Here is a 22156-nt window from a genome sequence, read left to right as displayed (position 1 = left end):
CCGCCTGGCCCAGGCTCACTGCAGCGTGGCACCCTCCGGCGCCAGGCTGCGCTGCACGCAGGCCGAGAGCACCGCCAGGTCGGGGATGCGCACCTCGCGGCGGCCGGTCTCGCTGAACTCGATGACCTTGTCGCGCGCCAGGCGCGAGAGCGCGCGGCTCACCGTCTCGAGCTTCATGCCGAGGTAGTTGCCGATCTCGGCGCGGGTCATGCGCAAGGTAATCTGGTCCGTGCGCAGGCCACGCTCGGAGAGCGACGCGGCCCAGTTGTGCAGGAACTCGGCCACGCGCGCATCGGCCGGCAGCGTGCAGATCGACAGCAGCGCATCGCGGTCGCGCGACATCTCGCGGCTCATCGCGGCGTGCATCACGGCCATCAGCGCCGGCTGTCGCAGGCTGGCCTGCAGCAGCGCGTCGTAGCGCACCGTCCAGACCTCGCCGGTGTCCATGGCCACCGCGTCGCAGCCGTGGCGGCCGGTCGCGATGCCGTCGAAGCCCAGCCAGTCGCCCTTGAACTGAAGGCCCACCACCTGCTCGCGGCCGTCGGCCGACAGGTTCACCAGCTTGAAGATGCCCGAGTTCACCACGTGCAGCGACTCGAAACGCTCGCCGGCCTCGTAGACCGCATCGCCGGCACGCAGCAGGCGCCGCGTGATTGGCAGGCTGTCGTGGAGGAGCTTCAGGTTTTCGGCGATGCGGTGGCCGGCCTGGCAGGTCTCGTGCTGCGGCGGTTGCACGGTGCGGGCGATGGCGGCGGCGACACGGGTCTGGTCGGTGGCGGTGGCGGTGGCAAGCATCGGGGGCTCCTTGGGGCGGTCGGGTGTGCGATGAAAGTCACTTTAGAAATCGACCGACAACCGCGTGCGAACGGCGCGCGACGCTGGGTAACAACGGGTGAGGCTTGTGTAAACGCTCTGTGTCAGCCGGTGCCGCGACGGCAACCGATGGCGGGCGATTGACGCGGGTCAAGGCCCCGTGCAGCGGGGTGCATACGCTCTCATCCGACGATGAACCCCAGCTTTTTCCAACACCGCAAGCCTGGCTCGCTCGACGGCCTGACGAGCAGGGACCTGGCGTCCCTTCTGCGCACCGCCGAATCGCTCAGGCTCGCCGCCGAGGCCGGCCGGCCGCAGCAGCCGCTGCGGGGCAAGAACATCGCCGTGATGAGCGAGTCCGGCGACGAACAGGCCGTGCAAGGGATCACCGCCGCGGCCAGCGCACTGGGCGCCCGCGTGTCGCACATCCGCCCCGGCGTGCCGAAAGACACCGCCCCGCTGCTCGGCCGGCTGTACGACGCGATCGAATGCGAGGGCTTGCCCGACGAGATGGTGCGCGAGCTGGAGCGGGGCGCGGGCCGGCCGGTCTTCTGCGGGCTGGGGGTTGCTGCCGCGGACCTCGTGGCCCACGGCCGCCGCGCCAGCACGCCGGTCAACCACCACTACGCGCTGCAGGCGCTGCTCTGCAGCGCGGTGGCGTGACCCCTCAGCGAGCGGGCCGGCTGAACTCCATCACGCCGTCGTCGATGCGACCGAAGCGCAGCGTGATCAGGTCGCGCACGTAGTTCTGGTAGAGCTTCCACGGTGCCTTGGAGCCCTGCTTGGGCATGTGGGCGGCGGCGCGCTGCACGTAGCCCGAGGTGAAGTCGATCCACGGCTCGGCCTGGAGCTCCGGGTCGTGGTTGCGCGGCGTGGCCTGCCGGTGGCCGTGGCGCTGCATGTGCTTGAGCAGGCGGCACACGTACTCGCAGGTCAGGTCGCATTTCAGCGTCCACGACGCATTGGTGTAGCCGAAGGACACGGCGAAATTGGGCACGTCGCTGTACATCAGGCCCTTGTAGCCAAAGGTCCTCGACGCTTCGACCTGGCGGCCGTCGACGCGCAGGTCCATGTCGTCGAGCGAGGTGAGCACGAGGCCGGTGGCGGTGACGACCAGGTCGGCCTCGAGCTCGGTGCCCGACTTGAGCAGCAGGCCCCGGTGCGTGAAGCGCTCGATCTCGTCGGTCACCACGGAGGCCTTGCCCGCGTAGAGCATGCGGAAGAGATCGCCGTCGGGCACGAGGCACAGGCGCTGGTCCCAGGGGTTGTAGCGCGGCGTGAAGTGGCGGGCAACGTCGACCTTGCTCCCGATGGCGGCCTGGACGCCATTGACCATGTACCGCTTGACCTGCGCCGGCCGTCGCTTGCACAGGCGGTAGAAGTACATCGACAGCGCGATGTTCTTCCAGCGCGTGAGGAAGTAGGCCCAGCGTACCGGCAGGACCTTGCGCAATGCATTGGCGATGCGGTCTTGCGCGGGGCGCGACACCACATAGGTCGGTGAGCGCTGCAGCATCGTCACGTGGGCCGCCGTCCTGGCCATCTCGGGCACGAGCGTCACCGCGGTGGCGCCGCTGCCGATCACCACCACGCGCTTGCCGGCGTAGTCGATGTCGGGGGTCCACTTCTGCGGGTGCACCACGCGGCCGGCGTACTGCCCGATGCCGGGGAAGTCGGGCAGGTAGCCGCCGTCATAGCGGTAGTAGCCGCTGCACATGAAGAGGAAGTTGCAGGTGAAGGTGGCACGCTCACCGTCGTGGCGCTCGACCTCCACCGTCCACCTGGCATCGGGTGTGGACCACGAAGCGCCCACCACCTTGTGGCCGAAGCGGATCTGCTTGTCGATGCCGTTCTCGGCCGCGGTCTCCCGGATGTACTGGAGGATGGTCGGGCCATCGGCGATCGCCTTCGCATGCGTCCAGGGCTTGAAGCGGTAGCCCAAGGTGTACATGTCGGAATCGGAGCGGATGCCGGGGTAGCGGAACAGGTCCCAGGTGCCGCCGATGGCCTCGCGCCCCTCGAGGATGACGACGCTGCGGTCGGGGCACTCCCTCTTCAGGTGGCAGGCCGCGCCGATGCCAGAGAGGCCGGCGCCGACGATGAGCACATCGGTGTGGGTGGTGGACATGGGCTCGTCTCGAATTGGAAGCCGGTAGCTTCGCTCCGTTTGCGCCCGCCACGTCTGAGGTGTTTACCTTATCTGTGCCAGCAAGGCGCTTTCAACCGCAATGGCCCAGCACACGGCCATCCCCGCAAGATAGAACAAGGCGCGCCAGGGCTGAAGCCCCAGAAGGAACACCACGGTGTGGGTATAGCGCAGGGCCACATAGGCGCCGAAGTACACCTGCGCGGCGCCAGCTGGAGCCCCCAGCAGCGTGTAGGTCAGCCCCAGGGCCAGGAACAGGGGCAGGTTCTCGGTGTCGTTGCGCCAGATGTTGGCGCACCGGCGCACGAAGTCTGCCTCGGCCTCGGCCGGCGGTTTGCGCATCAGGCGGGCATCTTCAGGAATGGGAAACACACCGGCCCGCACCCGGCTGATCACCTGCAGCACGCTGGTGAATGTCGTCTTGGCAAAGAGGGCCACCAGTGCGATGGCAAAGGCAGGCAGCGCGGGGAAGGCTTCGAGTGACGTCATCTCGCGGTCTCGATGAGTGATGGACGACGCGAATTGGGCCTGTGCATCCGCCGCGCAGCCATTGGCTGAAATGACAAGTTCATGATGGAATCCGCCACATGCCGTCCAAGCCTCGCATCGTTCACATCGGCGTCCTGGTCTTTCCGGGGTGCATCCGCAGCGGCGCCGTGGTGCCGCACGACGTGCTGGCCCTCGCCAACAGGCTCATGGCGTCGAGGCCGGCCGCCCAGCGCGTCGAGTTCAAAGCCCACTGGGTGGGCGCACGGCGCGGCGCGCGTGTCGACACCAGCGGCGTGGGGTTTTCCACCGTCGCGGCCGACGCCCACCCGCTCAGCGCGCTCATCGTGCCCGGCGTGGAGCACGCAGACACAGCCGACCTCAGCCAGGTGCTCGATGCCCTCGCTCCCGAGCAGGCGCTGCTGCGAACCCTGGCCGGGCAAGGCCTGCCGTTGTTGTTCGGCTGCTCGGCGACCTGCCTCGTAGCGCGGGCCGGGCTGCTGGACGGCCGCCGCGCCACCACCAGTTGGTGGCTCGCCGCCTACTGCCGCACGCATTTCAAGGCGATGCAGTTGCAGCCGGAGGCCATCCTCCTCGAAGACGGCGACTTGATCTCGGCCGCCGGCGTCACCTCGTATTTCGACCTGGCCTTGTGGCTGGTGGGCCGGCATGCGGGCGATGACATGCGCCAGATGGCGGCGCGCATGCTGCTGCACGACAGCCGGCGCGAGAGCCAGGCTCCCTATGTGGCGCAGGCGATCGCCGAGGGCCAAGGCCCTGTCGTCATCGAGCGAGCACGCAACTGGCTGGGTCGGCGCTTCGATCAGCCATGGACGGTGCAGGCCCTCGCGCAGCATTGCCGCACCAGCGAACGCACGCTGCTGCGCCGCTTCAAGGAGGTGATGGGTGTGGGCCCGGTGCAGTACGCGCAGAAGATGCGTGTGGATCGCGCCAAGACATTGCTGGAATCGACGCTGCTGTCGCTGGAAGACATCGCCACTCGCTGCGGGTACACCGACGCCTCGACCTTGCACAAGGTCTTCAAACAATGGGCGCACGTGACGCCAAGCGACTACAGGGCGCGCTTCGGTCTTCGTCGCTAGGGGCCCAAGCAGAGCGCCACGACACGCGCCCACAGGCCGTGCCCGAGCGCCCACCCTGAGGCCGCGACCAGGCCGGCGCCGGCCAGACGCACCGCCCAGCGGCCATCCATGAGATGGGCCGCCGTGTCACCGCCCAGGCGCAGCCATAGCGCCGGCCCAGCCACCAGCCCGATCGACGAGGTGATCGCAAAGGCCGCCATCACTGCCGCACCCGCCGCCGCACTGCCCGCCAGCGTGGCCACGACCAGTGCCGATTGCAGCAGGCCGCAGGGCCAGGCGAGCCACAGCATGCCGGCACCGGCAGCACGCACCGGGCCTTGCACCCGTTGCCAGCCTTGGGCGGCGAGTTCCGGTGGCAGCGAACGGCCCTGCCCTTGCATCCACTGCGGTTGTCGCCCCGTCCACACCAGCCAGAGCCCGACGCCGAGCACGGCCAGGTGCACGAGCACCCAGACGGGCCGCAAAGCAGGCGCTGCTTCGCCAAGCTGACGCAGCAGTGCCACGCTCGATGCGGCCACCGCGCCACCGGCGGCATAGCCCGTGAGACGCCCGACGTGAAAGCCCAGCGTCGCCTGGTTTGCGCCGCCACACGCCCGGATCACCCCCGCACTCGTGCCGCCGCACATCGCCAGGCAGTGCGGCACGCCGGCCAGGCCCATCAAGGCCGCGCTGAAGACGAGCGCGAGTTCCATCAGATGATGCGAGAGAACCTCTCGCGCTGGCGGTCGGCCTGCAGGTGGCGGTCGAACACCATCGCCACCGCGCGCACGAAGTGCCAGCCCATGCGGGTGACCTGGATCGCACGCGGCTCGATCTCGACCAGCCCCTGCTCAGCCAGCGTCTCCAGTTGCGCAAGCTCGCGGCTGAAGTACTCGCGCATGTCGACCAGGTGCGCCAGCTCGACCGATTCGAACTCCAGTCGGCCCTGGCACATGAGCGCCATGATCACCGCGCGGCGCACCAGGTCGTCGCGTGTGAGCGCCAGGCCGCGCACGATGGGCAGCTGGCCCTGGGCCAGCGCGTCGTAGTACTCGGGCAGTGTCTTCGCGTTCTGGCTGTAGGTCGCACCGATGTGGCCGATGGCCGACACGCCGAGGGCCACGAGATCGCAGTCGGGCTGCGTGCTGTAGCCCTGGAAGTTGCGGTGCAGCCGGCCCTGGCGCTTGGCCACGGCGAGGGCATCGTCGGGCAGCGCGAAATGGTCCATGCCGATGTAGGTGTAGCCAGCCGCCAGAAACGCCGCGATCGCGTCGCTCAGCATGCCCACGCGGTGGCCTGCGGGCGGCAGCTCGCTGATCTCGATGCGACGCTGGGGCTTGAAGCGCTGCGGCAGGTGCGCATAGGCGTAGAGCGCGATGCGGTCGGGCCGCAGCGAGGTGACCTGCTGCACCGTCCTCCCAAACGACACCGGGTTCTGCCTGGGCAGGCCGTAGATCAGGTCGACGTTGACCGACTCGAAGCCGATCTCGCGAGAAGCCTCCATCAAGGCGCGCACCGACTCGAAGGGCTGAACGCGGTGCACCGCGCGCTGCACCTGTTCGTCGAAGTCCTGCACGCCGAAGCTCAGGCGGTTGAAGCCGAGCGTGAAAAGGTGCTGCAGCCGCTCGCGCGTGACGGTCCGCGGGTCGACCTCGATCGACATCTCCGCGCCCGGGGCGATCCTGAAATGCCGTCGCAGCGCGCCCAGCAGGCGGCTCAGCTCGTCATCGCCGAGGAAGGTGGGCGTGCCGCCGCCCAGGTGCAGCTGCGAGACGCTCTGCCCCACGCCGAGCAGCGCGGTGTGCAGGTCCATCTCCTGTTCGAGCGCGTCGAGGTAGACCGCAGCGCGCCCATGGTCGCGGGTCACGACCTTGTTGCAGGCACAGTAGTAGCACACCGATTCGCAGAACGGAATGTGCACGTAGACCGACAACGGCGCAGCGGCAGCACCTTGCGCACGCAGCCGTGCGGCACGCTCATGGTCGGCCTGACCAAACGCTTCGACGAAGCGGTCGGCCGTGGGGTACGAGGTGTAGCGCGGGCCGGCGACGTCGTAGCGCTGCAGCAGCTCGGGCGTGATCTGGAAATGGGGCGTTGCGCTGGGCGCAGCCGGTGGACACAGGACGTCGCTCATGGTGCCCCCACTGTGCCAAGGCGACCCGCGCGCGCATTGACGCCGGTCAAGCGCCGTGACGGCCTGCACCAACAGAATCCTCGCAGGCTTGAGATGCATCACATGACCGACACCGTCCCGTCCTTCGCCGCCAGCAAGCGCAGCACCCGCGCTGCCGCACCGGCGCCCGCGCTCAAGGTGGCCTGCTCCAGCTGCAGCCTGCGCGAGCTGTGCCTGCCCGTGGGCCTGCCGCAGGCCGACATGGACCGGCTCGACACGCTCGTCACCACGCGGCGCAGCGTCGCGCGGGGCGACCTGCTCTTCCGCGTGGGCGACAGCTTCCAGTGCCTGTATGCGGTGCGCACCGGCTTCTTCAAGACCTGCGTGTCGCTCGAAGACGGGCGAGACCAGGTGACCGGCTTCCAGATGGCCGGCGAATTGCTGGGGCTCGACGGCATCGGCCACGAGCGGCACAGCTGCAACGCGGTGGCGCTGGAGGATTCGCAGCTGTGCGTGATCCCGTATTCGCAGCTCGAGTCGCTGTCACGCGAGTTCGGTGAGCTGCAGCGGCAGTTCCACAAGATCATGAGCCGCGAGATCGTGCGCGACCATGGCGTGATGCTGCTGCTCGGGTCGATGCGGGCCGAGGAGCGGCTGGCGGCGTTCCTGCTGAACCTCACGCAGCGCCTGCAGGCTCGCGGGTTCTCGTCATCGTCTCTCGTGCTGCGCATGACGCGCGAGGAGATCGGCTCCTACCTCGGGCTCAAGCTCGAAACGGTGAGCCGAACCTTCTCGAAGTTTCACGATGACGGGCTGCTGGAGGTGAAGCAGCGGGACATTCGCATCCTGGATGCCGAAGGGCTGCGTCGCCTCGTCAACAGCGCTCGCTGCTAGGGTCTGTTCACACTGCTAGAACGGGTCTTGCCGGTTCACCTCGCTGTCGGCCTTCATCAAGAGCACCGTCACCGCCCCCGACACCGCCATCACCCCCCAGCAGATGAAAAAGGTGGCCGTATAGACTGCCTGCCTGGGCCAGCCGACCACCTCCCCGCCGAACCACCGCAGGTCGCTCGGGTCGATCACCGCAAACAGCAGCATCTCCAGCACCCCGGCCATCAGGAACGACGGCCACAGGATCTGCAGCGCCCGCTGGCGGAAGGCCGGCGACAACATGGTCAGGGCGTCGGCGTGGCCGCGTGGTTGCGAGCCTTCAGCGCCGGGCTCATGGAGCCCGAGCTGTCGGCCACCGCCGCCGGCACCTGCACCACCGGGTCCACGTGTGTCAGCGCGATCTTCAGCGTGACGATGCCGGCCAGCACCACGGCCGCAGGCCCGGCCAGCACCAGCCACACCATGCCCACGCGCCACCAGGGCGTGGGTGCCGGAACGGTCTTCACATTGGCGTTCATCGCAAGGTCTCCTGTTTCCAACTCATCCACGCTTCATCGCGGCACGACGAAGGTCGACTTCTCGTCGACCACCGCCGCCCCGTCTTCCCCATGCGCCAGCCGCTCGATGCGGAAGCGGATGGCGTGCGCACCGGCGCCCAGCGACCTGGCCACGCCGTGCGGCACCTGCACGCTCACCGGCCACCAGCGCGCCTCGGCCGCACCCACCTCGAAGTCGGCGCGCGAGCTGATCGCGGCACCGTCCAGCCCATCGAGCGAGACGCGGTAGCGCTGCGTGGCCTCGGTGGCGTTCATCACCTGCAGCCGGTAGACGTTCTCGACAGCACCGTCATCCACCAGCCGCGCGAGCGCCCCTCGGTCACGCACCACGTCGACACGGAACGGGCTGCGCAGCGCGAGGCTCACCACGAAGCCGATGCAGATGAGCGCCAGCACGCCGCTGTAGACGAGCACGCGCGGCCGCAGCACACGCTTCAGGGTCTGCCCCGAAGACCAGCGGTTGGACAACCCGTTCTGCGTCGCGAAGCGGATCAGCCCGCGTTCGTAGTTCATCTTGTCCATCACCTCGTTGCACACGTCGACGCACGAGGCACAGCTGATGCACTGGTACTGCAGGCCGTTGCGGATGTCGATGCCGGTCGGGCACACCTGCACGCACAGGCCGCAGTCGATGCAGTCGCCCAGCCCCTTGGCTCTGGGGTCGACCTTGCGGCCGCGCGAGCCGCGCGGTTCGCCACGCTGCGGGTCGTAGCTGACGATGAGCGTGTCGCGGTCGAACATCGCGCTCTGGAAGCGCGCATACGGGCACATGTAGGTGCAGACCTGCTCGCGCAGGTAGCCGGCGTTGCCGTAGGTGGCGAAGCCGTAGAAGAGCACCCAGAACCATTCCCACGGGCCGAAGGACATGGTGAACGCTTCGCCCCACAGCACCTTCACCGGCGTGAAGTAGCCCACGAGCGTGAAGCCCGTCCACAGGCCGATCCCGATCCACGCGGCCTGCTTGCCGCCCTTGCGCCACAGCTTCTCGAACGACCACGGCGCGGCATCGAGCCGCATGCGCGCGATGCGGTCGCCCTCGAACCGGCGCTCCACCCAGAGGAAGATTTCGGTGTAGACCGTCTGCGGGCAGCTGAAGCCACACCACAATCGCCCCGCCACCGCGGTGAAGAGGAACAGCAGGTAGGCGCTGATGATGAGCAGCGCCGCGAGATAGACCAGGTCCTGCGGATGCAGCACCAGGCCGAAGATGTAGAAGCGCCGCGCGGCCAGGTCGAAGAGCACCGCCTGGCGGTCGTTCCATTGCAGCCAGGGCAGGCCGTAGAACATGATCTGCGTGAGCCACACCATCGCCCAGCGCCACTTGGCGAAGGTGCCCGTCACCGAGCGCGGGTAGATCTTCTTCTGCTTCTCGAAGAGCCAGCCGCCCTCGCCTTCGATGCCGCTTGCGGCTTCGGCGGCGGCGATGGGAATGACACGTGACGGGTTACTGCTCATCGCGAAGGAATCAAGGGCTCGTGCCGCTGCCGTGCGAAAGGCTCCACACGTAGGCACCGAGCACGTGGATCTGGCCCGGCGTCAGGCGCGAGTCATGCGCCGGCATGACGTTGACCTTGCCTTTGTTGACGATCGACACGATCGCGTCCTCGCCCCAGCCGTGCAGCCACACCTTGTCGGCGAGGTTGGGCGCGCCCAGTGCCGGGTTGCCCCTGCCGCCCACGCCGTGGCAGGCCGCACAGGCGGCAAACTTGGCCCGGCCTTCGTTGGCCTGGATCGCGTTGTGCGGGCTGCCCGACAGGCTGAGCACGTAGTGCGCGAGGTTGCCCACGTCGGTCGACGAGCCCACGGCCGCGGCCATGGGGGGCATGTTGCCGGTGCGGCCCTTGGCGATCGTCTCCTTGATGGCCTCGAGCGAGCCGCCGTAGAGCCAGTCGCTGTCGGTCAGGTTGGGGAAGCCCTTGCTGCCGCGTGCGTCCGACCCGTGGCAGGCGGCGCAGTTGTTGACGAAGAGGCGCTCGCCGATGCCCATGGCGCCGGCATCCTTGGCCAGCACCTCGGCGGGCTGCGCGACGTAGCGCGCGTAGACCGCCGCCATGGCGTCGTTGGCCTTCTTCTGCTCGGCTTCGTACTGGCCGGTGCTCGTCCAGTTCAGCGTGCCGGCGCTGCTGCCGAGGCCGGGGTAGAGGAAGACATAAGCACCGCCGCACACCACGGTCAACACGAACAGCACCATCCACCAGCGCGGCAGCGGGTTGTTGAGCTCCACCAGGTCTTGGTCCCACACGTGGCCGGTGGTGTTGTCCTTGGCCATCGGCGTGCGGCGCGAGGCGATGACGAGCAGCGCCAGGCAGGCGACGAGCGACCCCACCGTGGCGATGGCGATGAAGGTCGACCAGCCGCTGTTGAAGAAGTCACTCATGGCGGGCTCCCATAGCGGCGTCGTCGGCGTCGGCCATGAAGGGAACGAGGGCCGCTTCGTCGAAGCGGTCGCGGTTGCGCCGGGCCCAGGCCCAGGTGCAGATGCCGGCGAAGGTGGCGAGCGAGACCAGGGTCACCAGGGATCGAAGGTCGTTGAGGTCCATGTCGTTCTTCCCGTCTTACTTGAGGGCCGTGCCCATCACCTGCAGGTAGGCGATGAGTGCGTCGAGCTCGGTCTTGTTCTTCACCGCGTCGGTGGCGCCGGCGATGTCGGCATCGGTGTAGGGCACGCCGGCCACGCGCAAGGCCTTCAGGTGGTTGGGCAATGCCTTGCCGTCGACCGGCGCCTTGTCGAGCCAGGGGTAGGCCGGCATGTTCGACTCGGGCACCAGGTCGCGTGGGCTGATGAGGTGCAGGCGATGCCAGTCGTCGCTGTACTTGCCGCCCACGCGGTGCAGGTCGGGGCCGGTGCGCTTGCTGCCCCACTGGAAGGGGTGGTCGTAGACGAACTCGCCCGCGGTGGAGTACTTGCCATAGCGCAGCGTCTCGGCGCGGAAGGGCCGGATCATCTGCGAGTGGCAGTTGTAGCAACCCTCGCGCACGTAGACGTCGCGCCCGGCGAGCTGCAGCGCGGTGTAGGGCTTGAGGCCTTCGACCGGCTGCGTGGTCGAGCGCTGGAAGAACAGCGGCACGATCTCCACGATGCCGCCCACCGCCACCACGAGCAGGATGAGCACGATCATCAGGAAGTTGCTGGTCTCGATCTTCTGGTGGCTGAAGCGGGATTCGGTCTTTGAGGACATGGTGTGTCTGCCTTTTCAGTTCACGCGTGGGCCGCAGCGGCGACGGGCGGCACCGCGACCGGCACGGCGCGGCCGTTCATGGCCGTCTTCCACACGTTCCAGCCCATGATCAACATGCCGCTCAGGTAGAGCACGCCGCCCAGCAGGCGCACCACGTAGAAAGGGAAGCTCGCCTTCACGCTCTCGACGAAGGTGTAGACCAGCGTGCCGTCGGGGTTGACCGCGCGCCACATCAGGCCCTGCATCACGCCGGCGATCCACATCGCGGCGATGTAGAGCACGATGCCCACGGTCGCGATCCAGAAGTGCAGCTCGATCGCCTTGACGCTGAACATCCTGGTCTGGCCGAACATGCGCGGCACCAGGTAGTACAGCGTGCCCATGGAGATGAGGCCGACCCAGCCGAGCGCGCCGCTGTGCACGTGGCCCACCGTCCAGTCGGTGTAGTGGCTGAGGGCGTTGACGGTCTTGATCGACATCATCGGGCCCTCGAAGGTGCTCATGCCGTAGAACGACAGCGACACGATCAGGAACTTGAGGATGGGGTCGTCACGCAGCTTGTGCCACGCACCGCTCAGGGTCATGATCCCGTTGATCATGCCGCCCCAGCTGGGCGCGAGCAGCACCAGCGAGAAGATCATGCCGAGGCTTTGCGCCCAGTCGGGCAGCGCGGTGTAGTGCAGGTGGTGCGGGCCCGCCCACATGTAGGTGAAGATCAGCGCCCAGAAGTGAACGATCGACAGGCGATACGAGTACACCGGCCGCTCGGCCTGCTTGGGGATGAAGTAATACATCATCCCGAGGAAGCCGGCGGTGAGGAAGAAGCCCACCGCGTTGTGGCCGTACCACCACTGGACCATCGCGTCCTGCACGCCGGCGTAGGCCGAGTAGCTCTTCATCGCGCCCGCCGGGATGGCCGCGCTGTTGACGATGTGCAGCAGGGCCACGGCGAGGATGAAGCCGCCGAAGAACCAGTTGGCGACGTAGATGTGGCGGATCTTGCGGATGCCGATGGTGCCGAAGAAGACGATGGCGTAGGCCACCCACACGGCGGCGATCAGGAGGTCGATCGGCCACTCGAGCTCGGCGTACTCCTTGCCCTGCGTGTAGCCGAGCGGCAGCGAGATGGCGGCCGCCACGATCACGAGCTGCCAGCCCCAGAAGGTGAAGGCCGCGAGCTTGGGCAGGAAGAGCGACACCTGGCAGGTGCGCTGCACCACGTAGTAGCTGCTGGCAAAGAGCGCACTGCCGCCGAAGGCGAAGATCACCGCGTTGGTGTGCAGCGGGCGCAGTCGGCCGTAGCTGAGCCACGAGATGCCGAAGTTGAGTTCGGGCCAGGTCAGCTGCGCGGCGATGAGCACGCCGACCGCCATGCCGACGATGCCCCACAGCACGGCGGCGAGCGCGAAGTTGCGCACCACCGCGTCGCTGTAGACCGGCGTTGCAAGGGCCGGAGAGTTGGTGTTCATGGGTCGGGTCCGTTGGGTTTTTGGGTTGCTTCGATTGTCGGAAGCACCCTCCGGAAGGCCCTTGACGAGGATCAAGCGCCGGCAGGTGGATCGCCGTCGGCGTCGAGCACGCGCAGACCTTCACGCTCGAGGTCGTCGAACTGGCCCGCCTGCACCGCCCAGCCGAAGACACCGATGAGCGCGAGCACGAGCAGCACCGAGAGCGGGAGCAGGAGGTAGAGGCTTTCCATCTTTCGTCGTCAGCGTGAGAGGCGCAGTGCGTTGAGCACCACGAACAGCGAGCTCCCCGCCATGCCGAGGCCCGCGGCCCAGGGCGGCAGGTGGCCGGTGAGTGCCAGCGGCACGCAGGCGGCGTTGTAGGCGATCGACCAGCCGAGGTTCTGGCGCATCACGCGCACGGTCTGGCGGGCTCGCTCGAGCGCGGCGGGGATCTCGCCGAGGCGGCTGCCGAGCACGATGAAATCGGAGCGCTGCTGCGCGAGGGCGCTGCCGTGCGCGAGGGCGAACGACACGTCGGCGCGCGCGAGCACCGGGCCATCGTTGAGGCCATCGCCCACCATCAGCACGCGGTGGCCCTGCCCTTGCAGCGCTTCGATGGTGCGCAGCTTGTCTTCAGGCGTGGCTTGGCCTTGCGCTCGGGCGATGCCGAGACGGTGGGCCACGGCCTGCACGCTGCCTTCGGCGTCTCCGGACAAGAGACGCACCTGCAGACCGTGCGACACGAGCTCTTGCAGCGCTTCCTGCGCATCGGTGCGCAGGGCTTCATCGAACTCGAACAGCACCTGCTCATCGAGTGAGGCCCGGTGGGGAGCGAAGGCGACGCGTGGCCGCGTGGCCGTGCCCGCGACTGCGATGCCAACCCAGTCGGGCGCGCCCAGCCGCCAGAGGCGTCCCTGCGCGTCGTGCGCCTCGATGCCCCGCCCTGCGACCTCCTGCAGCTCGCGCCAGTCGTGCGAGGCGGCCGGGAGGGCATGCACCAACGCCACCGACAGCGGGTGGCGCGACAGCGCCGCAAGCGACGCCGCTCGCGACAGCAACGCCACCCGGTCTGCGTGAGGCGTGAGCACCGTGGCGGCGAGCACGAGGCGGTCTTGCGTCAGCGTGCCGGTCTTGTCGAAGACGGCGGTGTCGACGCTGGCCAACGCCTCGATCGCATCGAGCCGCTGCACCAGCACGCCGCGCCGCGCGAGACCGCCCGTGGCGGCCAGCAGCGCGGCCGGGGCGGCCAGCGACAGCGCACACGGGCAGGTGACGATGAGCACCGCGACGGCCACCCACACCGCACGTGTCGGGTCGATCACGCTCCACGCCGCCGCAGCGCCCGCGGCGAGCAGCAAGACGCCAAGCAGGAACGGGCCGGCCAGGCGGTCGGCCAGGCGCAGCACGCCGGGGCGCTGGGTCAAGGCATGCTGCAGCAGCTCGACGATCTGCTGGTAGCACGTGCCCTCGCCGAGCTGCTGCACACGCACGACGACCGGCGCCGCAAGGTTGAGGCTGCCGCCGACCACCTCGTCGCCCACCGCGCGCTCCACGGGGCGCGATTCGCCGGTGAGCATCGCTTCGTCGACCTGCGTGCTGCCTTCGAGCACCTGCGCGTCACCCGGGAAGGCCTGGCCGGCGGCCACGCGCACGCGGTCACCGACCTGCAGGCGTGCGACCGGCACGGTCTCGGCCGTGCCGTCGTCGGCCAGCCGCTCCACCGCATCGGGCAGGCGCTGCAGCAGCGCGTCAAGCGCCTCGGTGCTGCGATGGCGCGCCCGCAGTTCCAGCCAGCGCCCGGCCAGCAGGAAGCTCACGAACATGGTCATCGAATCGAGGTACGGGTCGGCACCGAAGGCACCGGTGGGCTCGAAGGTCACCACCGTGCCGGCGATGAAGGTGACGGCGATGCCGAGGGCCACGGGCACGTCCATCCCGATGCGCCGCTGGCGCAGCGCGTTCCACGCGCCCTTGAAGAACGGGCCGGCCGAAAAGAGCAGCACCGGCAGCGTCAGCACCCAGGCCGCCCAGCCCATCAGTGCCGCGAGATCGGGCGCAATCTCACCCGGCTCGGCCAGGTAGCCGGGCGTGGTGAGCATCATCACCTGCATCATGCAGAAGCCCGCCACGAAGAGGCGCCACAAGGCCTGTCGCGACTCGCGCAGCCGCGCGCCGCGGGCCGCTTCGTGCTCTGCGGGGAGCGCGCGGTAGCCGGCGGCCTGCACCGCATCGACCAGTGCCGAGGCGCGTGTGCGAGAAGGGTCCCAGCGCACCGAGGCGCGCTCGCTTGCAGCATTCACCTCTGCGCTCTGCACACCGGGCACGCGCCGGAGCGCCGCCTCGATCACGCCGGCGCATGCCGCGCAATACATGCCCTGCAAGGCCAGCACCGACTCGGCTTCGCGCCGGCCATCGGCCGCCTGGCGCCAGCTTGTGCACTTCGCGAGAGGCGCGTCGTCGTCGAGCGCGGCTTTCTCGCGTGGTGTCAAGGGAGGCAGGGGCAAGGCCACGCCGGCCTGTGGGGAGGTCATGCGCCACTCTAGGAAGTGCGACGGCACCGACGCATGACGCAGATCAATTCCGCGGCCTCAAGCCGGCTCGGGCAGATCAGTCGCGGTCTGTGCCGTTGGCCCCGCGGTCCCGGCGCCCGTCCGGCCGCCACAAGACCATTAATCAGTAGTTAACCTAGGTTAACAAAACATTAATGCTTTTAGAGTCCGACCTCGCGCAAGTTTGGAACCGGTTCCGTCTCGCGCCCCTTCCGTGCTTCAGCCCGCCCCCGCGGGCTTTCCAACCGGTGCAGAGGAGACAACATGAACATCACATTACGGGCGTCTGGGCTCTCGGCCAGCGCGTTGGCCTTGAGCCTGATGCTGGCCGCTTGCGGCGGCGGCGACGACACCGCCGCGCCACCCGCTGCTTCACCCGAACTGCAGGACTGGCCCCGCGTGCAGAGCGTGATCGCGCGCGACGCCACGCAGGAAGCGCAGATCCAGACCATCCTCGCCGGCATGACGCTGGCGCAGAAGGTCGGCCAGATGACGCAGCCCAACATCACGGCGATCACGCCGGCCGAGGTGCGGCAGTACTACATCGGCTCGGTGCTCAACGGCGGCGGCGCCTGGCCCGGCAACAACAAGCGCGCGAGCGCGGCCGACTGGGTGGCGCTGGCCGATGCCTACTGGGAAGCCTCGATGTCCACCGACATGGCCATCAAGGTGCCGCTCATCTGGGGCACGGATGCCGTGCACGGCCACAACAACCTCTACGGCGCCACCCTCTTTCCGCACAACATCGGCCTGGGTGCCGCCAATGACCCCGAGATGATCGAGCGCATCGGCGCTGCGGTCGCGAAGCAGGTCCGCACCACCGGCATCGACTGGACCTTCGCCCCCACGCTGGCCGTGGTGCGCGACGACCGCTGGGGCCGCACCTACGAGGGCTTCTCCGAAGACCCGGCCATCGTGAGCGACTACGGCGGGCGCTTCACCACCGGCCTGCAAGGCCGCTTCGACCCGGCCGGCCGGCCCACCGTGATCGCCACCGCCAAGCACTTCATGGGCGACGGCGGCACCGACATGGGCAAGGACCAGGGCGAAACGAAGGCCAACCTGCGCGACATGATGAACATCCACGGCGCGGGCTACTACACCTCGCTCGCGGCCGGCGCGCAGACCGTGATGGCCTCGTTCAACAGCTGGACCTTCACCGGCACCGACGGCAGCGGCACCGCACTCGACTTCAACAACGTGAAGATGCACGGCAACCGCTACCTGATGACCGACGTGCTGAAGGGCAAGATGGGCTTCGACGGCCTGATCGTGTCCGACTGGAACGGCATCGGCCAGGTGACCTACCAGGACAGCACCGGCACCACGCGCACCTGCACCAACTCCGACTGCCCGCCGGCCATCAACGCCGGCATCGACATCGTGATGGTGCCGGACGACTGGCGTGCCTTCATCACCAACACCATCGCCGCCGTCGAGGCGGGCACCATCCCGATGGCGCGCATCGACGACGCGGTAACGCGCATCCTGCGCGTGAAGATGCGCGCCGGCATCCTCAAGCTCGAAGGAGGCCAGGCCGTCTCGACGCGGCCCTCGCTGCGCCCCGGCGTGGGCGCGCCCGACGGCCTGCTGGCGCGCGACCTGGCGCGTGAAGCGGTGCGCAAGTCGCTGGTGCTGCTGAAGAACGCCAACGGCGTGCTGCCGCTCGCACGCGGCGAGAAGATCCTCGTCGTCGGCAAGAACGCCGACAACATCGCCAACCAGAGCGGCGGCTGGTCGCTCACCTGGCAGGGCACGAGCAACACCAACGCCGATTTCCCGAACGCCGACTCGGTGCTCGCCGGCATCCGCGAAGCGGCGGGCGACGGCAACGTGACCTTCTCGGCCACCGGCACCGGCGTGGACTTCGCCGAGTATAAGGCCGTGATCGCCGTGATCGGCGAAACGCCGTATGCCGAAGGTGTGGGCGACATCGGCCGCACCGGCACGCTGGAACACGCCAGGCGCTACCCCGAAGACCTCGCGGTCATCAACGCGGTCAGTGGTCACGGCATCCCGGTCGTCACCGTGCTGCTCACCGGCCGCCCGGTGTGGGTGAACCGCGAGCTCAACCGCAGCGACGCCTTCGTCGCCGCCTGGTTGCCCGGCACCGAAGGCAAGGGCATCGCCGATGTGCTGTTCCGCAAGGCCGACGGTACGGTGAACGTCGACTTCAGCGGCAAGCTGTCGTTCTCCTGGCCGCGCGAAGCCTGCCAGACCACGGTCAACAAGGGCGACGCCACCTACAACCCGCTGTTCGCCTACGGCTATGGCCTGAGCTACACGCAGGGCGGAACCGTGCCCGCGCTGGACGAGACCGTGCCCACCATCGGCTGCGGCCAGACGCCTCCGAGCGGCCCTGCGGCCACCGAAGACCTGATCGTCTACCAGCAGGCCGAAAGCCCGCTGCACAGGCTCTACATCGGCTCGCCTTCCGGCTGGGCCGTGCCCGTGGGCGTGGACCTGAACGCGGTGGTCACGACCGGCGACGGCAACGTGACGGTGCAGACCGCCCAGGTCAACGTCCAGCAGGACGCCAAGCGCGTCACCTGGACGGGCACCGGCCAGTTCATGGCCCAGTCCGTCGGCGTGACCAACGACTACACGAGCTACGTGGTCGCGGGTGCCAACGCCGCGCTGGTCTACGACGTCATCGTCAACGCCGCGCCCGAGGGCACGGTGCTGACGCGCATCGACTGCCAGTACCCCTGCTTCGGCGAGCTCGACATGACGACGGTCCTGCGGGGCCTGCCGCTGAACCAGCGGTCGACCGTGAAGATCCCGCTCAGCTGCTTCATCAGCACCGGCAGCAAGGGCACCGATTTCACGCTGGTCGACGTGCCCTTCCTGCTCTACACCGAGCGGCCGTTCAGCGCGACCTTCGCCAACATCCGCTGGCAGGTGGGTGCAGCGACCGACGCCGACGCCCTGCCCTGCAGCGCGCTGCAGCCGCCCCCGCCGCCCACCATCGAACCGCTGCCCGGCCCCACGGCCACGCTGTTCGGCACCGACGGCAGTTTCCTCGGCGGCTTCACGCTCGGCACCTGGTCGGGCAACGGCACCCACGTGGTGGCCGACACCACCACGACCCCGGGCGTGATCGACCTGAGCTTCGCGGCCGACGGCGACAACGGCATCAGCTTCATCAGCGGCCAGCCGATCAACCTGAGCAACTACGCGAACGGGCAGATCAGCTTCGAGCTGCGGGTGACGAGCTGGGGCAGCAACACCACAGGCCTGGTCATCAAGATGGAGAGCACGGGCACCGACTGCCGCAACAACGACTACCCGGTGCCGGCGCGGCCGGCGGCCGACGGGCAGTTCCACACCGTCACGCTCAACGTGGCCGATGTGGCGGGCAGCGAGTTCAATCCCTGCTTCACGCTGGAGAACATCCGCACGCCCTTCGGCATCTTCCCGACCTGGGGGGATCAGCAGGGCGTGCAGTTCCAGGTGCGCAACATCCGGCTGACGCAGTAGGCAGCCCTTCCTGAGCGAAACGACAGCGCCCCGCTCCCGCGGGGCGCCGCCGCGAGATCAGTCGCGGTCCAGCGTGCCGTTGGCGTCGCGGTCCACACCGAAGCGTGTGCCGTTGCCCGGCGGCACGCAGGTGAAGGTCAGCGGCGCGCCGGCGGCGCTCGCCTGGCTCAGCAGGCCGGAAAGCGACTGCGCCGCCTCACCCGACTTGTTGGGCACGAACTGCTGGCTGGCGTTCATCACCCAGCCGCGCTGCTGGCCGGAGATCACCCCCTTGGCGATCAGCTCGCACTCGGGGCGCGGGCTCGTCACACGGGCGCGCGACACGAGCAGGTTGAGGCGGCCGGTGATGTCGGTCTGCGAAGCGTTAGTCGGCGTCACCGTCACCTGCTGGCCGACGATGGGGTTCATCTCCGAGTTCATCGCCAGCACGAACTGCTCGACGTTGGCGCGCTGCGTGGTGTTGAGCGTGAAGACCGCGGCACTCAGGAACTTGAACACGGTGCCCGAGGCGCCCGAGTTGTCGAAGCCGAAGCCGCGGATCTGGTCGCCCACGCGCGGCTCGCTCGTGACCTGGGTGTTCTCGCCGAACATGCCGACCTTCTGGTACATGTTGCGCAGGTGCGGGATCTTCATGTCCTCGTCCACCCCGCCGCCTTCGATGGCCATCGTGCCGTCGGTGCCGAAGCGGTTGGCCACCGGGTTGACCACGTGGCACCCGTTGCAGGTGGTGATCGTGTCGGAGGTGACGGTGTTGTAGGCCGTCTGGCCGGCCGCCTGCGCCGAGGTCAGCGAAAGGTCGAGGTTGAGGATCGGGCTCGGCGGATAGGTCAGCTTCAGCGCGAACTTCGTGAACGCATCCATCTGCGCTGCGGTGAGCTGCGTCTCGCGCCCGAGCAGGCCGGTGAAGGCGGGGTTGAAGTCCTTGAAGGCCTGGTCTTCCACCGTCTGGCCGGCCACGCGGCTCGCGCCGGTGCGGTCACCGCGCCAGTGCATGGGGCCGTTGCCGGTCATGCCGCGCAGGCTCTGCGTGGTCATCGGGCCCTTCATCGGATGCAGGTTGGTGTTGCGGCCGATGCGCGGGACATTGGTGTTGTACGGCGTCGGGTTCTGCACGCGGCGCTCGTCCGGGTTGCCCAGGTCCCAGGCCAGGTGGTCCATGTCGCCGAAGATGTGGCAGCCCGAGCACGACGAGTCACCACGGCTCGAGGTGAGCTGGGCGTCGTAGAGGAAGGGGCGGCCGTTCACCACGACGGCAGGCTCGGGGTTGGCCATGCGCACGTGCGCGGCTTCGGTGAAGCTCGAGGTGTTGACGACCGAGATGCCGTTGTCGAAGCGCGTGGTGACGAAGGCACGGTTGCGCGGCGCGTCGAGCACCACGCCGGTCGGGCCACCGCCGGTCAGCGTGACGTGGCTGCTGGCCGAGGGGGTGAAGGTGTTGGCTTCGAGCTGCGAGGTGCTGAAGCGGCCGAGCTTGTTGGAGCCCATCGCGGCCAGGTACAGCGTGCCGCCGTCAGGAGAGATCGCCATCTCGAGCGGCGTGGCGAGCGCGGCGGCCTTCTCGGCCGCCGTGCCCACCGCGGCGTTGTAGCTCGTGATGTGCTTGTTGAGGTGGCGCGGCGAGACGGTGCTGCCATCGACCACCGTGATGCGGCTCTCGACGAAATGGCCGCGCACGGTCGTCGAGCGGGTGCCCGGGCCTTCGAAGCGCACGACGTTGCGCGCTTCCTGGTTGCTCACGTACACCTTGCCCGAGCTCGGGTTGACGGCGATGTTGAAGAGCGTGGTGCCCACGCCCGAGACGCGGCCCGTCACCGTCGGCAGGGTGCCGGTGGTGTCGATGGTGAACACGTCGTAGTCGGGCAGGTTCATGCGCACGCGGCTGTTCCACACGCGCGGGGCCACGCCGGTCCTGGGGTCGCCGTTGTCGATCCAGTCGCCGTTGGCGTTCTTCTGCACGATCAGGCCGGTCTGGGGCTGCTGCGTGCCGTCGGCCGCGGTGGTGGGCGGCGGCTTGTCGATGCCGCCCTCCTGCATGTCGTCGGTGAGGATCGTGGTCTTGTTGCCCGAGTTGAAGACGGCGGCGTAGACGCGGGTGCCGTCGGCATTGCGGGCAAGCGCGCGCAGGGTGTCGCCGAACATGTTCAGGCGCGTGACCGGCTGGCCGCCCAGGCGCGTGCCCGGGCTTGCGACCGAGTAGACCCAGACGTCGGCACGGCCCACGCCGGCGGTGGTGAGCTGCGGGTCGAAGCCGGCGTTCTGGCCGCGGTGTGCGGCGGTGATGAAGGCCCACTTGTTGCCCGCGCCGGCGAAGACGATGTCGCGCGGCTCGTCGCCCACCAGCAGGGTGTTGATCACCTTGCCGGGCAGCGTGGTCACGTCGACGATGCTCACGCTGTCGGACAGGTGGTTCACCACCCAGAGCTGGTTGTCGTTGGCGAGTGCCACGGCCACCGGCTCCATGCCGACGGGGATGGAGTCGAGCAGCGTCGGCGTGCTGCCGGTGATGTCGAACACCTCCACGCGGTTGTCGGGCGTGTTGACGGCATACAGGCGGGTGCCGGTGCTGTTGATGGCCATCGGCCGCACGTGGCCGCTCTCGAAGGTGACGAAGTCGCCGATGGGCGGGCGGCTCGCATTGCCGCCACCGCCGCCGGTGGACGTGCCGGCCACGGTGACGTTGTTGACGCGGTAGCTTTCGGTCGAGCTGTTGGCATCGACGCGGAAGCGCACCACCACGCTCGTCTGGTTGGCCGCCGCGGCGGGCAGCGTGAAGCTGACGCGGCCGCTGGTGGTGACGCGGGTCGATTCGATCTGCGTGAAGGCCCCGCCGTTGAGGGCGTATTCGGCGATGCCGCCCTCACCGAGGTCGAGCCCGGCGGTGACGCGGTCGAACGCGACCGTGATGTTGTTGTAGCCCACCGTGCTGATGGGCGACGAGGTGATCACGCCATCGGTGCTCAGCAGCGCGGCCGTCATGGTGGCGCCCAGGCTGGAGGTGGTCACGGAACCGGCAGAGCTGAACGTGCCGAGGCCGCTCGAGAAACTCTGCTGGAGAAGCGTGCTCTGGGCATGTGCGCTGAGGGCACACGCAGCCAGGCAGGACATGGACGCCAGGCGTCCGAATTGCCGTTTGACGGCAGGCCAACTCACGTGCATTGCAGTCTCCTTTTGTTGTCGTCGCACAGGAAACGGCAGCGTGAACCCCACCACTCCGGCGCTGCCGCAATAGTTGCACTGGCGTGCTTTTCCTGCGATTGACGCTTGTCCCTACGCATTCGTGCAAAAGTTGGCAAGTCGATACATGCAATTCGCGCAAGGTGGACTTGGACTGTCGCGCGCCCCCCTCAGGGAGTACCCGCATCCATGCTCTTAGGGATGTAGACGCACGGCTTTTGAATCAACAATGCCGATC

General features: G+C 68.4%; 19 protein-coding genes. 4 read left to right on the top strand and 15 right to left on the bottom strand.

Annotated features, from left to right (window positions below; translation table 11 throughout):
* Positions 1-15: 15 nt before the first annotated feature.
* Positions 16-795 carry a Crp/Fnr family transcriptional regulator gene (locus JI745_RS01820; protein ID WP_201803291.1) on the bottom strand — a complete coding sequence of 260 codons (780 nt, stop codon included), beginning with the start codon at positions 793-795 and terminating at the stop codon, positions 16-18.
* A gap of 210 nt (positions 796-1005) precedes the next feature.
* Here JI745_RS01820 and JI745_RS01815 point away from each other — a divergent pair, with 210 nt between their 5' ends.
* Positions 1006-1476, top strand: a complete 471-nt coding sequence (locus tag JI745_RS01815) for a hypothetical protein (protein WP_201803290.1) — start codon at positions 1006-1008, stop codon at positions 1474-1476.
* Positions 1477-1480: 4 nt separating this feature from the next.
* Here the strand turns inward: JI745_RS01815 and JI745_RS01810 are convergent, their stop codons facing one another.
* Positions 1481-2941 carry an NAD(P)/FAD-dependent oxidoreductase gene (locus JI745_RS01810; protein ID WP_201803289.1) on the bottom strand — a complete coding sequence of 487 codons (1461 nt, stop codon included), beginning with the start codon at positions 2939-2941 and terminating at the stop codon, positions 1481-1483.
* Between the two features lie 63 nt (positions 2942-3004).
* A complete protein-coding gene (locus JI745_RS01805) occupies positions 3005-3448 on the bottom strand; it encodes an MAPEG family protein (RefSeq protein ID WP_201803288.1) in 444 nt (147 codons plus the stop codon).
* Between the two features lie 98 nt (positions 3449-3546).
* Here JI745_RS01805 and JI745_RS01800 point away from each other — a divergent pair, with 98 nt between their 5' ends.
* Complete coding sequence (locus tag JI745_RS01800) at positions 3547-4548, top strand: GlxA family transcriptional regulator (RefSeq protein ID WP_201803287.1); 1002 nt, start codon at positions 3547-3549, stop codon at positions 4546-4548.
* Here the strand turns inward: JI745_RS01800 and JI745_RS01795 are convergent.
* Positions 4545-5240 (bottom strand): sulfite exporter TauE/SafE family protein, encoded by a 696-nt coding sequence (locus tag JI745_RS01795; RefSeq protein ID WP_201803286.1) that lies wholly within the window; start codon positions 5238-5240, stop codon positions 4545-4547. The two genes, JI745_RS01800 and JI745_RS01795, sit on opposite strands and share 4 nt — an antisense overlap.
* A complete protein-coding gene (hemN, locus tag JI745_RS01790) occupies positions 5240-6661 on the bottom strand; it encodes an oxygen-independent coproporphyrinogen III oxidase (protein WP_201803285.1) in 1422 nt (473 codons plus the stop codon). The genes JI745_RS01795 and hemN overlap by 1 nt, the downstream gene beginning before the upstream one ends.
* A 102-nt stretch (positions 6662-6763) precedes the next feature.
* Between hemN and fnr the strand changes: the two genes are divergently transcribed.
* A complete protein-coding gene (gene fnr, locus JI745_RS01785; RefSeq protein WP_201803283.1) occupies positions 6764-7534 on the top strand; it encodes a fumarate/nitrate reduction transcriptional regulator Fnr in 771 nt (256 codons plus the stop codon).
* Between the two features lie 15 nt (positions 7535-7549).
* On the opposite strand, the gene JI745_RS01780 is transcribed toward fnr, so the two are convergent.
* The 9 genes from JI745_RS01780 to JI745_RS01740 form a co-directional block, all read right to left on the bottom strand.
* Positions 7550-7813 (bottom strand): hypothetical protein, encoded by a 264-nt coding sequence (locus tag JI745_RS01780; RefSeq protein ID WP_201803281.1) that lies wholly within the window; start codon positions 7811-7813, stop codon positions 7550-7552.
* Positions 7814-7815: 2 nt separating this feature from the next.
* Complete coding sequence (locus JI745_RS01775; RefSeq protein ID WP_201803279.1) at positions 7816-8049, bottom strand: nitrogen fixation protein FixH; 234 nt, start codon at positions 8047-8049, stop codon at positions 7816-7818.
* A 33-nt stretch (positions 8050-8082) separates the two neighbouring features.
* Complete coding sequence (ccoG, locus tag JI745_RS01770; RefSeq protein ID WP_201803277.1) at positions 8083-9543, bottom strand: cytochrome c oxidase accessory protein CcoG; 1461 nt, start codon at positions 9541-9543, stop codon at positions 8083-8085.
* Positions 9544-9553: 10 nt separating this feature from the next.
* Complete coding sequence (gene ccoP / locus JI745_RS01765; protein ID WP_201803275.1) at positions 9554-10465, bottom strand: cytochrome-c oxidase, cbb3-type subunit III; 912 nt, start codon at positions 10463-10465, stop codon at positions 9554-9556.
* On the bottom strand, positions 10458-10628 hold the full coding sequence (locus tag JI745_RS01760) for a CcoQ/FixQ family Cbb3-type cytochrome c oxidase assembly chaperone (RefSeq protein WP_201803274.1): 171 nt from the start codon (positions 10626-10628) through the stop codon (positions 10458-10460). Before JI745_RS01760 ends, ccoP begins: the two co-directional genes overlap by 8 nt.
* A 15-nt stretch (positions 10629-10643) precedes the next feature.
* Positions 10644-11267: a cytochrome-c oxidase, cbb3-type subunit II gene (gene ccoO / locus JI745_RS01755; protein ID WP_201803272.1), complete on the bottom strand. Its 624-nt coding sequence runs from the start codon at positions 11265-11267 to the stop codon at positions 10644-10646.
* Positions 11268-11287: 20 nt separating this feature from the next.
* Positions 11288-12736 (bottom strand): cytochrome-c oxidase, cbb3-type subunit I, encoded by a 1449-nt coding sequence (ccoN, locus tag JI745_RS01750; RefSeq protein WP_201803271.1) that lies wholly within the window; start codon positions 12734-12736, stop codon positions 11288-11290.
* 71 nt (positions 12737-12807) lie between these two features.
* Positions 12808-12966, bottom strand: coding sequence for a cbb3-type cytochrome oxidase assembly protein CcoS (ccoS, locus tag JI745_RS01745; protein ID WP_201803270.1), 159 nt, complete (start codon positions 12964-12966; stop codon positions 12808-12810).
* Positions 12967-12975: 9 nt separating this feature from the next.
* Entirely contained in the window at positions 12976-15246 is a 2271-nt protein-coding gene (locus JI745_RS01740; protein ID WP_201803269.1) for a cation-translocating P-type ATPase, read from the bottom strand.
* 282 nt (positions 15247-15528) lie between these two features.
* Here JI745_RS01740 and JI745_RS01735 point away from each other — a divergent pair, with 282 nt between their 5' ends.
* Positions 15529-18744, top strand: coding sequence for an exo 1,3/1,4-beta-D-glucan glucohydrolase (locus JI745_RS01735; protein ID WP_201803268.1), 3216 nt, complete (start codon positions 15529-15531; stop codon positions 18742-18744).
* Positions 18745-18801: 57 nt separating this feature from the next.
* Here JI745_RS01735 and JI745_RS01730 read toward each other — a convergent pair whose 3' ends face one another.
* On the bottom strand, positions 18802-21747 hold the full coding sequence (locus JI745_RS01730; protein WP_201803267.1) for a YncE family protein: 2946 nt from the start codon (positions 21745-21747) through the stop codon (positions 18802-18804).
* Positions 21748-22156 lie beyond the last annotated feature (409 nt).

It is taken from the genome of Piscinibacter sp. HJYY11, from assembly GCF_016735515.1.
In the GTDB taxonomy this organism is placed as follows: Bacteria; Pseudomonadota; Gammaproteobacteria; order Burkholderiales; family Burkholderiaceae_C; genus Rhizobacter.
Note: the sequence above shows the minus strand (reverse complement) of the source record. Positions and strands in the feature narration are given on the sequence as shown.

Bases quoted from the DNA above. Each gene is read 5' to 3' on its own strand.
- JI745_RS01820 (WP_201803291.1), bottom strand. From the start codon at position 795: ATGCTTGCCACCGCCACCGCCACCGACCAGACCCGTGTCGCCGCCGCC.
- JI745_RS01815 (WP_201803290.1), top strand. From the start codon at position 1,006: ATGAACCCCAGCTTTTTCCAACACCGCAAGCCTGGCTCGCTCGACGGC.
- JI745_RS01810 (WP_201803289.1), bottom strand. From the start codon at position 2,941: ATGTCCACCACCCACACCGATGTGCTCATCGTCGGCGCCGGCCTCTCT.
- JI745_RS01805 (WP_201803288.1), bottom strand. From the start codon at position 3,448: ATGACGTCACTCGAAGCCTTCCCCGCGCTGCCTGCCTTTGCCATCGCA.
- JI745_RS01800 (WP_201803287.1), top strand. From the start codon at position 3,547: ATGCCGTCCAAGCCTCGCATCGTTCACATCGGCGTCCTGGTCTTTCCG.
- JI745_RS01795 (WP_201803286.1), bottom strand. From the start codon at position 5,240: ATGGAACTCGCGCTCGTCTTCAGCGCGGCCTTGATGGGCCTGGCCGGC.
- hemN (WP_201803285.1), bottom strand. From the start codon at position 6,661: ATGAGCGACGTCCTGTGTCCACCGGCTGCGCCCAGCGCAACGCCCCAT.
- fnr (WP_201803283.1), top strand. From the start codon at position 6,764: ATGACCGACACCGTCCCGTCCTTCGCCGCCAGCAAGCGCAGCACCCGC.
- JI745_RS01780 (WP_201803281.1), bottom strand. From the start codon at position 7,813: ATGTTGTCGCCGGCCTTCCGCCAGCGGGCGCTGCAGATCCTGTGGCCG.
- JI745_RS01775 (WP_201803279.1), bottom strand. From the start codon at position 8,049: ATGAACGCCAATGTGAAGACCGTTCCGGCACCCACGCCCTGGTGGCGC.
- ccoG (WP_201803277.1), bottom strand. From the start codon at position 9,543: ATGAGCAGTAACCCGTCACGTGTCATTCCCATCGCCGCCGCCGAAGCC.
- ccoP (WP_201803275.1), bottom strand. From the start codon at position 10,465: ATGAGTGACTTCTTCAACAGCGGCTGGTCGACCTTCATCGCCATCGCC.
- JI745_RS01760 (WP_201803274.1), bottom strand. From the start codon at position 10,628: ATGGACCTCAACGACCTTCGATCCCTGGTGACCCTGGTCTCGCTCGCC.
- ccoO (WP_201803272.1), bottom strand. From the start codon at position 11,267: ATGTCCTCAAAGACCGAATCCCGCTTCAGCCACCAGAAGATCGAGACC.
- ccoN (WP_201803271.1), bottom strand. From the start codon at position 12,736: ATGAACACCAACTCTCCGGCCCTTGCAACGCCGGTCTACAGCGACGCG.
- ccoS (WP_201803270.1), bottom strand. From the start codon at position 12,966: ATGGAAAGCCTCTACCTCCTGCTCCCGCTCTCGGTGCTGCTCGTGCTC.
- JI745_RS01740 (WP_201803269.1), bottom strand. From the start codon at position 15,246: ATGACCTCCCCACAGGCCGGCGTGGCCTTGCCCCTGCCTCCCTTGACA.
- JI745_RS01735 (WP_201803268.1), top strand. From the start codon at position 15,529: ATGAACATCACATTACGGGCGTCTGGGCTCTCGGCCAGCGCGTTGGCC.